Origin of the sequence: Paenibacillus amylolyticus, assembly GCF_050990605.1 — a bacterium.
Lineage (GTDB): Bacteria > Bacillota > Bacilli > Paenibacillales > Paenibacillaceae > Paenibacillus > Paenibacillus amylolyticus_H.
Genome location: NZ_CP158832.1, coordinates 2511605 through 2525025, shown reverse-complemented (window position 1 = coordinate 2525025; position 13421 = coordinate 2511605). Strand labels below are relative to the sequence as shown.

Here is a 13421-nt window from a genome sequence, read left to right as displayed (position 1 = left end):
GGACAGTTACCAAATCATGGTGTGTATCACGCTCCACTTACCGTTACCCCATAATCAAACCATATACAATACCTGGTCCGTGCACCCCAATGGTTAAATCATTCTCAATATCGGAAGAACGGCTTGGCCCTGAAATAAAGTGGATACCTGCGGGAAGATTCTCTCTTCCCACTTCGTCAAATCGATCCAGCGTCTCACCCAGTCTGGTATACAGCCGATCTACTGGAATAATGATGATGAGTACAGTAGGCAAGAGACTGACTGAACGCCCCTTTTCCGGTGAAGAAAGTACAGTGACCGAGCCTGTGTATGCTGTCGCATAATCCGCCATGACCACACCGATATCCGCCTCAGCTGCCCGTGCCCTCCAGTTCTCATCCGCTTGACTATTCCACACTGAGATCTGCACATCCGGAAGCTGCTCTCCCAATCCAAGATCTTCTAACGCCTGTTCATTCTGGCGAATGATATATTTGGCACTCAGCTCATGCGATTTGGTGGCAATAAATCGGGACACTTCTTGCATGTTCTGAACCCGGGCAATGTGTGCGCCTACACTCACAAAGTTATCCGTAAATGCTTGAATGCGCTTCTCTTCATCCCATTCCAGTTCAGTCCAAAAGTCGGGTGCTCCCCGAGAGGGTTGGGTCGGCGCATGTCGTTGCCTTGGTCTCCTCAATTTCGAAGCAATGTCATTCATGAACTGCTCCTGTTTCTCTATGGACTTTTTCTCCAATTCCGCAAGCCATTGCTGATGTTCAGTGACCATGTTTAGTCCCCTCCCCTTCTTCTCGTTCACGAATAATCCGCTCCATACGGCTGCGAACGGAAGAATCCATGGCTGATTGCTTCTGGTTCAGTTCCTGATCCAGCTTGTTCCATTGTTGCCGGAAGGATTTTTTGGCGAGACTTGGTGCAACCCGATAATTGTTCCAGCCTTTGAGTGGACCCAGCTTGAGAGAAATGCCATTGTTGCGTACAACCGCCTTCTGCCCGATCTGTCCCAGACGTATGGCCGCACTGAAGCGTTTGGAATTGGAAACAACGGCAGCAAAACCCTTCATGCCCATGCTCTCCATTTTGTTTCCATGACCGTCTTCCACTTTACGTCTACGTAAATAAACGAGCATATCATGCAGCGGAATTTTGACCGGACATGCTTCATAACAGGCTCCGCACAGACTCGAAGCACCCGCAATATCGTTCCATTCATCAATGTTGCCATTGAGTGCAGGTGTCAGTACCGCGCCAATCGGTCCACTATAGGTTCCACCATAGGCATGACCTCCAATATGGCGATATACCGGGCAAGCATTCAGACAAGCACCACAGCGAATACAATTCAGCAACTCCTGGAATTCAGGATCACCGAGTTGAAGGGATCGACCATTGTCCACGATAATAATGTGCATTTCATCCGGCCCATCTGCATCCGCTGTACGACGCGGACCTGTGATGCCTGACATGTACATCGTTAATTTCTGACCTGTTGCGGAGCGTGGCAACAAGGTTGCCATGACCTCCAGATCCGTCCATGACGGGATGATCCGCTCCATGCCCATGAGTGTAATCTGCGTTTTTGGAACAGTGGATACCATACGCGCATTGCCTTCATTTTCGAACAAAACCATGGAACCTGTCTCTGCAATCGCAAAATTGCAGCCGGTCATGCCGATATCTGCTTCGAGGAATTTCTCGCGCAGCTTTTTGCGAACAAATCCGGCAAGTACCGTCGTGTCCGGTTCCAGAATTTCACCTGCTTCCTTCGATAACAACTCTGCGATCTGATACCGGTTCTTATGGATGGCTGGAATGACAATATGAGAGGGTGCTTCGCCTGCCAGCTGAATGATATATTCACCCAGGTCAGTCTCGATGGCTTCAATGCCCGCCGACTCCAGCACATGATTCAGATGTACTTCCTCCGACACCATCGATTTGGACTTTACCACCGTAGAAGCCTGCTTGTGAGCCGCAATATCCAGCGCAATCGCCGCTGCTTCCACCGATGTATCTGCAAAATGAATATGAACCCCGTTCGCACGGGCGTTATTCACAAATTCATTCAGATAATAATCCAGATGCGCAATCGTATGCAGACGAATCTGACGGCCACGCTCTCGCCATTCATCCCAGTTTCCATGTTCTTCTGAGGCAGACTTCTTGCCGTTACGCAATCGTTCTGTTGTAAATTTCACCGCTTTACGCAGAAAATCATCATTCAAGGCCAGTCCGGCACGTTCTTTGACCGTTGTATCCATGACTCCCGGTTGACTCATCCTGTTTGCACCCCCTCATACAATAGTTCCGCCAAATGCATCACACGCACCGGTTCATTCCGATAACGCAGATTACCTGCAATATTCATCAGACAGGCCATGTCCAGCCCAACGAGTACTTCCGCTTGTGTCTCTTTGACATGATCGACCTTCTCCGTCACCATCGCTCCTGAGATATCGGACATTTTGATGGCAAACGTGCCGCCGAACCCGCAACAATCCTCAGCAAACGGAAGTGGAACCAATTCCAGTCCTTTTACTTGAGAGAGCAGCGCCATCGGCTCATCCTTCACACCAAGCAGACGGCTGCCGTGGCAAGATGGATGATAGGTTACTTTGTGCGGAAAATGAGCGCCCAGATCGGTTATTCCGAGTACCTGAACGAGGAATTGAGTGAATTCATAGGCTTTGGCTTCCAATCGTTTCGCCTTCTCCAGCCACACCGGTTCATCTGCGAACAGTTCGGGATAATGATGAATCATATACGTACACGATCCGGATGGACAGACTACAAAATCACTGTCGTCAAACGCTTCAAGAATCGTTTTGGCCGCTACCCGAGTCTCGTCCCAGTACCCGCTATTGTAGGATGGCTGACCGCAGCAGGTCTGAATCGGCGGAAAATCCAGCCGAACACCATGAGCGGCGAGCAATCTGACCATGGCTTCCCCCACTCGGGGATAGATGGCATCGCTGAGGCAGGTAATGAATAAGGAGACCTTCATAATTACACGCTCCTATTAACTGATTAGTAGATGAATTGACTAAGAAAATTGACTAAGAATATTTACAATGAACACTCCGGTGACACAATAACCTTCCGATCGCTGTTTAAACCGTGATGATTCCAATATCGTATCCGCTCAACAGGTCTGTCTGTTCAGCCTCCAATGGCTGATCGGTAACAATCGTATGGACTGCATTTAACCCGGATACCCGGGCAAAAGCACGGACACCAAATTTACTGGCATCTGCAAGTAAGATGACCTGATCGGATATGCCAACCATCTTCTGCTTCAGCCTTGCTTGGAGTTCATTGGATTCACTGATTCCGCCACCTTCGAGATGTACACCTTTGCACGACATGAACATTTTATCCACATGATACGTTTCCAGAGAACGCTCCGCGAGTGGCCCAACAAAAGACAACGAGCGAGCCGCCAGCTGGCCCCCCGTTGAGATGACTTCAACCTTGTCACGGCTGCTAAGTTCAGTGGCGATTTGGATGGAATTGGTTAAGACCGTCAGTGGAAAATCCGGCATGTTTGCTGCCATATAACCTGCCGTTGTGCTGGCATCCAACAGAATGCGGTCACCTGGATGAATCATCGCCAAAGCCGCTTGTGCAATCCGCCTTTTCTCTTCCGCATGGGTTGTCTCCCTGATCCGGTAAGGGATCTCCGGCTGATCTTCCTTCACACTCACTGCACCACCGTGAGAACGACGCAATCGTCCTGCCTGTTCCAGCCGATCCAGATCGCGCCGGATCGTTTCCTCCGTTACCCGGCAGCGCTCACTAAGCTCGGATACACGCATACTGCCCTTTACATTTACCATCTCCACAATCCGGTCATACCGCTCAGCAGCCAGCATGTTACAATTCACTCCCCGCTTGTGAAGTAGATGATGCCGTTAAACGCATAAATCTGCCGTAAGCATCATCCCAAATGGACCTGTCCTGCGGCTCATATGCAGTTACCGGAAATGAATCACGAATGGCTTTGCGAGCCTCCCAGATATCCTTAAAAGCTCCGCTTGCCATCCACTGCACAGCCATATTCCCAATGGCACTTCCCTCTGCCGGACCCGCCCATACCGGCTTGCCAATGGAGCTCGCAGTCCACTGACATAACAGGCGGTTCTGGATACCTCCACCAACCATATGCAATCCGTTGAACGTCTGCCGGGATAATTGTTCCGTCCATTCCAGCACTCTTCTATACTTCAATGCCAGACTCTCCAGAATTGCCCGGGCAATGGCACCTTGATCCTCTGGTACCACTTGCCCTGTATCACGGCAATACTGACGTATTCGGGTCGTCATATCTCCTGCTGGCATGAACAGTTCATCATCCGGATCAAACAAACTGGCAAATGGAGGTGCCTGTTCCGCCTTCGCCAACAACGCACCGTAGCTTATACCCTGCCCCTGACGATCCCACTCACGCATGCTTTCCTGCAAAATCCACAGACCCATGATGTTCTTAAGCAGACGGAATGTTCCACCAGCCCCGCCTTCATTCGTGAAGTTTAAGGCCAGACTCTGGCTACTTATCGCCGGATGATCTATCTCCGTACCCATCAGGGACCAGGTTCCACAACTCAGATAAGCAAATGAACGTTCCGTTGCAGGAACAGCCACAACGGCTGAACCTGTATCATGCTCGGCAACCGTGATTACGGGAATAGTGGAAAGACCCAGATCGGTACAGATACTGCTGCGCAACTCTCCAACACGGGTACCTGGCAGCACGACTTCACCGAACAGTTTCTCCGAAATGCGAATATGTGCCAATAACTCACGATCCCATTGCCCCGCCGTTGGATTGTATAATTGCGTTGTTGTTGCATTCGTGAACTCATTCACCGCTTCTCCGGTCAGGAAATAACGAAGCAAATCCGGAATCATGAGAAAACGCTCTGCTTCATGAAGTAACGTGGAACCACTGCGTTGGAGCGTTGCCAATTGATACAAGGTATTAAAGCCAAGAAACTGAATTCCTGTACGTTCAAAGATCCGCTGAGAGGTCAGCTCTTGGCGTACCTGATCCATCATGCCGTTAAACTGTGTATCACGGTAATGATACGGGTTTCCCAGCAATTCACCATTACTGCCAAGCAGACCAAAATCAACGCCCCACGAATCGATCCCCAGGCTCTCCGGCAGTTCTCCCTGCTGTTTCACAAGGGTAAGCCCTTGCAATATTTCATGATGCAGTCGCAGAATATCCCAGTGCATCCGCTCGCCAACCTTCACGGGTTCATTCTTGAACCGATGAATTTCGCTCGTTTCGATCCCGCGATCATTCAGATGTCCCAGTAGCGCTCTCCCGCTCCCAGCGCCCAAATCATAAGCCAGCACACTCACCGCGCTTCACCAACCTTTCGAACCCATCCTATTTTCCAAACTTCCATACATTATCTCTTGTTTCACTCCGTAACCCTGTACTTTATTCTGCATTTTTTGTTTGTTTGTTTTTGTTTGATACTGTTTTACTTTATTTAACGAGTATATCACCATTGTAAGCGTTTGAATACCCTTTGGTTTTTCTTTATTTTTGGTATACCAAAAACGACTCTCTCCCATCTGGGAGGAGCCGCATTTCTTATGCTTCAAGTATAAAACTGGCCTTTGCTCACCCCAGACTGGGGCTGTATATCTCTCTCAAAATGCTTAAAGCGTGTCCCCTGATACGTCAGCATCCCTCGATCATTTTCCACCAACATGCCATAATGATTTCCTCCAACGATCAGTTCAATACGCTCCCCATTGTCAAATTCGAATGTAACATAATACCGGGTAGTCGCGCTGCTATCCCCGCTTCCCCCTGAAACTTCCGTTCGTTTGGCCACCACCGTTGAGTGCAGGGTTAACAAGGCCGATGCGTTATTCGATGACCACGTGCGTACCCCTGAGATGATGGCATATACAATCACACCCGCAACAATAAGAAATACGGCACCAATAAAAATGGAAACAAACGCACCCATGGCACCAAACTCATTCAATCCCGAAAAGAAACCACCCTGATTGCCTTCAAAACCTGGTACTCCATTCATGTCGTCAAACACACCAAAGCCGTCTACGCTTAATCGGCCCATCGATGAGGACATGCTCGTTAACGCCATTCATCATCGTTCCTTTCCCCATGCAAAATAAGATGCACCGCCCACACGCAAGGAAGGCGGTGCATGCAGACAACCCGTTCTGCCTTGTCCGTATACTATATGAACCAGATCAGGAATACAGACGTTCAAGTTCGTCGACAAGACTGCCGACATAAGCAACCGCAGAGCGAATTGGCTCAGGTCCGGACATATCCACACCCGCAAGCTTCATTAACTCCTGTGGGGTGAGACTTCCACCAGCTTTCAGTGCATTAAGCCAGCGATCTACCGCAGGCTGTCCTTCTACCCGTATCTGCTGTGCTGCGGCTGTGGAAGCGGTCAAACCTGCCGCATAGGTATATGGATATAGTCCCATATAATAATGAGGTTGTCTCATCCACGTGAGCTTGGCACCTTCATCAATTACCAGATCGGGTCCCCAGAATTCGGAAAGGATGTCTCCTTTGAGCTGACTTAACGTCTTCGCCGTAATGGGCTCATCATTGGTTGCGCGTGCATACACCCTGCGCTGCAATTCACCTTCCAGCAGATGTGTAACGAAGTTATGGTAATACGTGTTCAACAGTTGCAAAATGACCCAGCGACGCATTCTCGGATTATCGGAACGCTTCAATAGATGGTCTGCCAGCAGCATTTCATTCATGGTCGATGGTGCCTCAATGAAATAAAGAGATGGCCGTGTATTCGTGAGCCGTTGGTAACGTCCCGCAAGCATGAAGTGGCCTGCATGCCCCACTTCATGGGCAAGCGTAAATGCTCCACGCATATTGTTTGCCCATGAAATTAAGATATAGGAGTGTGAACCATATATAGAGGAGCAAAATGCCCCTGTGGATTTGCCTGCATTATCTGCGTAATCCACCCAGCGATCACTGAATGCGCGCTCTACGATCTCGCCGTACTCCGGCCCAAGCACATCAAGTGCTTCTCGAATGAGTATGCACGCCTCATCATATGTAATGGAAGGGCTAAATTCAGGATCAAGCGGAGCCTTCAGATCACAAAACATCAGTTTGTCCAGACCCAGCTCACGTTTCTTGAGAGCCGCCAGTCTGCGCATATGAGGTGCGAGTTCCTGCTGGATAATATCGAGCACATTATTGTACATCTCTTTGCTCACTTGCTGTGGGCTGAGAAGCATATCTGTAACATCTTCGTAACCACGCAGCCTGGATAGAACAACCTGTTTCTTCACTTCGGTTGCATAACCTTCTGCGAACGTATTTTTGTAATCATTTAATGTTGAGCTGAATGCAGCATAAGCAGAACGGCGCAGCTTGGTATCAGATGACATCTCATAATTATTTTCATAAAATGACCAGGACAGTGGACGATTATTGTCCTCTCCATCGAGGGCATCGTCAAACGTCATGTCTGCCAGTTTACCACGCAGATAGATACGGTATGGCGAATCCAGCACCTCTCCGAGTGAAGCGAGTACCTTCTCGGTTTCTGGCGTGAGCCGATATGCTTTTTCTCGAATCAAACGTTCCAAACTACGCGCATACGGCTCCAATCCCGGAAGTTCTTCAAGGTAACGTTCAACGGTTCCCTCCGGCAGATCAACGATCTCTGAATTGACAAAAGACAAGGACGACGACAGATTTGATAGGATATCTCCTGCTTTAGCTGAATTCTCAATATTGACCGGATTGGTGCTGTCCTCTGACTGCTTCAAGCGGGCATAAGAAGCCGTCTTGCCGATCCGCTCCTGCAAAGCTTCACGAGCATCCAGACAAGCCAGCAATTGTTCAGCGCCTTCGCCCAGACGTCCTTTGAACGTTTCGATCTGGGCAGCAGCCTCAGGAAGTGATCGAAGTTCCTGCTCCCACTCTACATCGGATACAAACAAGTCTTTCAGATCCCAAGTGGTTTCTGGGTTTACCTCAGCACGTGTACGTATTTTTTCCATCTTTAGTTGCCATCCTCCTTGCATTTTCCAATATCTCTCATCGTATCATATTCGGCTCATCTATACATGACATCTGCGAACAATGAGACTTTTGGTATAGATTTATGGTCGAGCAGACAAACGGGTTACTCCATATTACTCCGCTGGCAGAATAGCCTTTCGATCGCTGTTATCCCCGGATTTTTTGATTCACTTTTAAAAGGTGAAAATCCGTTGATAAAGGCGAACGCTTCGCTTCTTAAGTCTATTTCTGCCCACTGCGTTTGGAGTAAACTATTGATCCACTGACCAAAATTTGAAAGTAACTAAAAAACCCCCGGTGATGGAAGTATCCATTTTCCGGCGGTTCATTGTAAATATTACTTATTTAGCTTTCTTTCCAGATTACATTTTCACCGTAATTTTTACCCCAGTTATACATTGCGTGCAGCACAGGCATCAGGCTCTGGCCGTGATCTGTCAACGTATATTCCACCCGAGGAGGTACTTCTGCATACACTTTGCGCTCAATCAGCTTGTCTTCCTCCAGCTCACGTAGCTGGTTGGTCAACATCTTCTGGGTAATATGAGGGATTAGGCGTTTCAGCTCACTGAAACGTTTGGTGCCTTCCAGACCCAAATGCCACAATATAATCAGCTTCCATTTGCCACCGATCACCGCAAGGGTCAATTCCTTCTCACAGTTGATTTCTTTCAGATTAATCCGTTCTTTGACTTCGGCTGCCATGGCTCCGAGCCCCCTCATCTTCAATCTTATATCGCGTATATTACACATATCACGGGGACACTTCACACGAGGGAAGCTTTCCGCTCCATGCATGATGTAATAAGTACATTCATTCGATACAGCTATCTATTAATTCTACTACAGCCTGGTCGGGATGCAAAGTTTAACTGTAAATCACGGATAAAACCTATACAGATGAATGATTATGTATCGCAGAAAAGACCAGAACCCTTCATGATCAAAGGATTCCGGTCTTTCATCTATTCACTATTCCAGGTTCGCGTGGCGGCCAAACATATCCGCTCCGGTCATACCCTTCATTTCCATCATCGTAAGGATGAGAGCATCCATGCCGATTAACAGTCCCTGTTCAAACAGCGAGCCCATTGGCTGGATGGTTACTTCCGCTCCGGAAGTCGCTGTGTCCTCTTTGGCTGAAGCCGGAAGGCGCACTACCGTAGTTGCCAATTGACCGATCGTGGACTCTGGCTTAATCGTAATCAGGCCGACAGGTGCCCCTGCTTGACTAGCCTTCTTAGCCATAGCTGCGAGACTGCCTGTCTCCCCTGAGCCAGAGCACAGCAAGAGGAAATCCTTCGAGCTGATCCCGGGTGTAACGGTCTCGCCCACCACATATACACGAAGCCCCATCTGCATCAGTCTCATGGCAAAAGCCTTTCCCATAAGTCCTGACCGGCCTGCTCCTGCTACAAAAATCTGTTCCGCAGCCAGAATGTGTTCAGCCATCGCTTGCATTTCAGCATCATCGATCTGGCTTAACGTACGTTCCAGCTCCTTCAAGATGTCCGCTGCGTATTGTGTTTTGCTCATTCGCTTACCCTTGTTTAACAAGACGTTGCATTTCAGCTGCAACTGCCGCTTTGTCGGCTTGTCCTGTGATACCGCCGCCTACAATAACCAGATCCGGTTGTGCTTTGATTACTTCTGGCAATGTTTCCAGCTTGATTCCACCAGCAACAGCCGTTTTAGCATTTTTCACAGCAGCTTTGATCGTTTGCAGATCTTCGAACGGGCTTTGTCCTTCAGCTTGCAGATCATAACCTGTGTGTACACAGATGTAATCTACGCCAAGCGCATCAATTTCACGAGCACGTTGTTCAAGGTTAGGCACATTGATCATGTCCACAAGAACTTGTTTGTTTTGTTTCTTCGCTTCTGCTACTGCACCTTTGATCGTACTGTCATTGGTTGCCCCAAGCACAGTGATCAGATCCGCACCAGCTTCAGCAGCTTTCATGATTTCATAACCACCAGCGTCCATGATTTTAAGGTCTGCAAGAACTTGCAGATTAGGGAATGCTTCTTTCATCGCTTTTACCGCGTGCAAACCTTCATTAATAACGATTGGTGTACCAATCTCAACGATATCAATATATTGTTCAACCTCTTTAACCAGTGCGATACCTTCTGGGATGTTTACCAAATCGAGTGCCAATTGCAATTTCATCATTTATTTCTCCTTTGTTGTTCAAATATGGGCCGTTCCTGTAAAAATAATAATTAGATATTTAGCCTGCACCAATTTGTCTGTAGAGATGCATGCAGTGTTTGTTTTGGCTACTCACTCATTGTAGACCCTGACTATCCATTCAGGAAGTACGCACTTTGAAGTGGGGTAGTTACTTGGGCGATACTATTGACAATTTTTCGTTGTTAGATGAACCAAATATAGAATTAACCCTCTATTCCAATACGCCTGCTTACAGCAGTACAGCAGCCTAATCATCCAATTAGATATGCAATATAAAAGACCCCGCCACATGGCAGGGTCTTTATCTTTATCGTTTCATTTTCAATCCAGCCAGAGCTGGTTTAGAGAGTTATCATTTTACAGATATACAGGTTTCACGCATACCGGCTTGGATACACCTGTGCTGTGACCAGTATATTTCAGACGTCCGCTCTCCTGATCTACCGTGAATGTCACGAGGTTGTTCGTATCACGGTTAGCTGCGATCAGCAATTTGCCGTTAGGTGTCAGCGCAAAGTGACGCGGGTGCTCACCTTCTGCAGATACATGCTCAACCAGTGTCAGGTGACCTTTGTCTGCATCTACTGCAAATACAACGATGCTGTCATGTCCACGGTTAGAACCATATACATAACGTCCATCATTGGAAACAGTGATTTCGGCTGTTGTATTCTCTTTGCCATCATAACCATCAGGCAATGTCGATACCGTAGACAATTCAGTCAACGTGCCCGCTGCTGCATCATATTGGAACGAAGTAATGGAAGAATCCACTTCATTGATGACATAAGCGAATTGACCATTCGGGTGGAACGCCAAGTGACGTGGGCCAGCTCCCGGATGTGTTTTGGTTTCACTGTGCAACACAAGTTCATTTTTGTCTCCATCAATGGAATAGATCGCAATGTTATCTGCGCCCAGATCCTGTACCATCATGTATTTACCATCCGGGCTGAAGAATGCGGAGTGAACATGTGGCTTGTCCTGACGTTCAGGATGCGCACCTTGTCCTTCATGTTTCTTCTCATCCAGAAGCGCTCCAACTTCACCGTTATCCGTCAAGGCTTGCAGACCTACCAGACCACCGTGGTAGCTGGACAGGATCAAGTATTTGCCGGAAGGATCACGCTGGATATGACATGGTGGAGCTGAAATGGAATTATTCCGGTTCAGCAAAGTTAATTTTCCTGTAGAAGGATCAATGCTCAGAGCTACCGCTTCAGACATTTTGTTGCCTTCAGCTGACGCTGTTTCACCAATCGCATACAGTTTGTTTCCTTCAGCATCCACGTTGACAAACGTTGGGTTTTTCACGCCCGCGATGCCGTCAAGCTTGGACAAGCTGCCTGTATCCTCATTCAATTCATATGCATAAATGCCCTCATTTTCCGCTTCGGCGTAAGAGCCGGCCAGTACGAGCAAGCGTTTTGATTCACTCATTACAGTTTCCTCCTCTATGTGTATGTAATCTTGTTGCACCTCTTCTATAATAAATCTGCCATATCAAAATAGCAATCCGCTGTCGCTGCCCATCATCATACTGAAATCCATTCATATGAGATGCATCTTCTGCTATGATAAGATAGGTTTTTCATCCAGAAGGGACTGAATTGCATTGCTTCACTCATTTTTACTCACCTTATACCATGTGTTCCTACCGATATCACTTCCCGTGATTGGAGGTATTCTGTTAAAACGCTTCAAGAATTGGGATACCCGGTCGCTCTCGACCTTTTCCCTTTATATTTTGAGCCCTGCGCTCATCTTCAATACATTGTTGCATGCAGAGATTACCTTGACGGACGTCACCAGCACGTTCTGGTTCTCTATTATTAATCTGATTGCCCTGTGGGCACTCGCCGAGCTGTTGAGCCGGATTTTCCGTCTGGGTGCAAGCGAAAAAGCGGGTCTCACCCTCGTCTCCACGTTTACGAACTGCGTGAATTACGGGCTCCCGCTTGTGTTGCTTGCCTTTGGTCAGCTTGGACTGGACAAAGCTTCCGTCTACGTCATTGGACAGATGATTATTGTTAATACGGTAGGTATCTTTTTTGCCACGAGATCCGAATTCACGGTGAAAGATGCGATTCTGTCCGTTTTCCGCATGCCATCCATCTATGCTGCTGGCATCGCCATTGCACTGCGTGCGTCCAATCTGAGCCTGCCAGAAGCGCTGGATGGAGGGATCTCCATGCTGGCTGCAGGTTACTCTCCCGTCGTTCTCGCCATTCTGGGAGCACAGATGCTCAGACCAAAAGGTGCAACGGTGCCTTGGCTGCCCAATGTACGCCGAGCTTTCTGGACCGGGCTTGTGGTCCGTCTCGCAGCTGCGCCAATCCTGTCCTGGCTGATACTGACCGCGCTTCAGATCGAAGGTACGCTGTTCAGTGTGCTGCTGATTCTCGCATCGATGCCGACAGCAGTGAACGCCGTTATTTTGGCTGAACAGTTCAATGCTTCTCCGCAGTTTGTATCCCGCTGTATTCTGTGGACCACCGCTGCATCCATGTTGATGCTGCCCATTATGATTGTGATGGCTTCCTGATTAACACTGGAGGGGATACCGAAGCGATATCCGCTTGTCGGCGTTTCTGCAACCGGCTTTCATAACGCCGGTTGAGCGCTCTGACGTAGAAGAATTTCACAACAAAGTACGAAATCACACCCAGAATAACACCGAGCACGGACATACCTGCCAGGATATCCAATCCACCAAGCAAAAGTTCACTCACCGCCGACCAGTTCCCGCGAAACAGCTCCATAAATGCACTCTCATGTACCAGTCCCTGTCCCATGCTGTGAGCAGGCAAAATCCATGAACCAATCTGTTTGGCGAGCGGCATCAGTATAATAGGTAAGAACGTAAGTTTACCAATTACATTACCAACAATCGCTGCTGGCATCGAACCGCCAGACAGTCGCACAATGGGATAAAATACGAGATAGATCAGGGAAGCGGTCGAGATCACGATCAGTTCCAGTCCGAACCCTATGGCAAATCCGGTAGATACTTTATGGGCACCTCCGGGAGCGCGTAACAATTTGAGAAAATTCAGCTTCATAACACGTGTTAAACGTACCCAGCGGTTAGTCTTCCGCTTCTGTGTGTTCATACCGAATTACTCCTTATTTTACACAAATGACAACTTGAATCGTCTATTC

13 protein-coding genes are annotated in these 13421 nt (G+C 48.2%); 1 reads left to right on the top strand and 12 read right to left on the bottom strand.

Features of this window, described 5'->3' with window-relative positions:
- Positions 1-43 precede the first annotated feature (43 nt).
- The 11 genes from ABTV53_RS11715 to ABTV53_RS11665 all read right to left on the bottom strand — a co-directional run bounded on the left by ABTV53_RS11715 (position 44) and on the right by ABTV53_RS11665 (position 11699).
- Positions 44-769 carry a LutC/YkgG family protein gene (locus tag ABTV53_RS11715; RefSeq protein WP_433753081.1) on the bottom strand — a complete coding sequence of 242 codons (726 nt, stop codon included), beginning with the start codon at positions 767-769 and terminating at the stop codon, positions 44-46.
- Complete coding sequence (locus tag ABTV53_RS11710) at positions 759-2279, bottom strand: LutB/LldF family L-lactate oxidation iron-sulfur protein (RefSeq protein WP_433753079.1); 1521 nt, start codon at positions 2277-2279, stop codon at positions 759-761. Before ABTV53_RS11710 ends, ABTV53_RS11715 begins: the two co-directional genes overlap by 11 nt.
- Entirely contained in the window at positions 2276-3004 is a 729-nt protein-coding gene (locus ABTV53_RS11705; protein WP_133384450.1) for a (Fe-S)-binding protein, read from the bottom strand. The genes ABTV53_RS11710 and ABTV53_RS11705 overlap by 4 nt, the downstream gene beginning before the upstream one ends.
- A gap of 106 nt (positions 3005-3110) precedes the next feature.
- Entirely contained in the window at positions 3111-3872 is a 762-nt protein-coding gene (locus tag ABTV53_RS11700; RefSeq protein WP_433753077.1) for a DeoR/GlpR family DNA-binding transcription regulator, read from the bottom strand.
- Position 3873: 1 nt separating this feature from the next.
- A complete protein-coding gene (locus tag ABTV53_RS11695; protein ID WP_433753076.1) occupies positions 3874-5367 on the bottom strand; it encodes a rhamnulokinase in 1494 nt (497 codons plus the stop codon).
- Between the two features lie 245 nt (positions 5368-5612).
- On the bottom strand, positions 5613-6128 hold the full coding sequence (locus tag ABTV53_RS11690) for a DUF2500 family protein (RefSeq protein WP_433753074.1): 516 nt from the start codon (positions 6126-6128) through the stop codon (positions 5613-5615).
- 109 nt (positions 6129-6237) lie between these two features.
- Positions 6238-8040 carry an oligoendopeptidase F gene (gene pepF, locus ABTV53_RS11685; RefSeq protein WP_433753073.1) on the bottom strand — a complete coding sequence of 601 codons (1803 nt, stop codon included), beginning with the start codon at positions 8038-8040 and terminating at the stop codon, positions 6238-6240.
- A gap of 367 nt (positions 8041-8407) precedes the next feature.
- On the bottom strand, positions 8408-8767 hold the full coding sequence (locus tag ABTV53_RS11680) for a winged helix-turn-helix transcriptional regulator (protein WP_062833989.1): 360 nt from the start codon (positions 8765-8767) through the stop codon (positions 8408-8410).
- A gap of 267 nt (positions 8768-9034) precedes the next feature.
- Positions 9035-9598 carry a 6-phospho-3-hexuloisomerase gene (gene hxlB / locus ABTV53_RS11675; RefSeq protein WP_091016976.1) on the bottom strand — a complete coding sequence of 188 codons (564 nt, stop codon included), beginning with the start codon at positions 9596-9598 and terminating at the stop codon, positions 9035-9037.
- Positions 9599-9602: 4 nt separating this feature from the next.
- Positions 9603-10235, bottom strand: a complete 633-nt coding sequence (gene hxlA / locus ABTV53_RS11670; protein ID WP_036670570.1) for a 3-hexulose-6-phosphate synthase — start codon at positions 10233-10235, stop codon at positions 9603-9605.
- Positions 10236-10616: 381 nt separating this feature from the next.
- Entirely contained in the window at positions 10617-11699 is a 1083-nt protein-coding gene (locus tag ABTV53_RS11665) for a lactonase family protein (RefSeq protein WP_433753071.1), read from the bottom strand.
- A 175-nt stretch (positions 11700-11874) separates the two neighbouring features.
- Here ABTV53_RS11665 and ABTV53_RS11660 point away from each other — a divergent pair, with 175 nt between their 5' ends.
- Positions 11875-12804 carry an AEC family transporter gene (locus ABTV53_RS11660; RefSeq protein WP_433753070.1) on the top strand — a complete coding sequence of 310 codons (930 nt, stop codon included), beginning with the start codon at positions 11875-11877 and terminating at the stop codon, positions 12802-12804.
- Here the strand turns inward: ABTV53_RS11660 and ABTV53_RS11655 are convergent.
- The gene (locus ABTV53_RS11655; RefSeq protein WP_433753069.1) at positions 12782-13372 is read right to left on the bottom strand and encodes a DUF2062 domain-containing protein; all 591 of its coding nucleotides are present in this window, start codon (positions 13370-13372) and stop codon (positions 12782-12784) included. The genes ABTV53_RS11660 and ABTV53_RS11655 overlap by 23 nt on opposite strands.
- Positions 13373-13421: the final 49 nt, after the last annotated feature.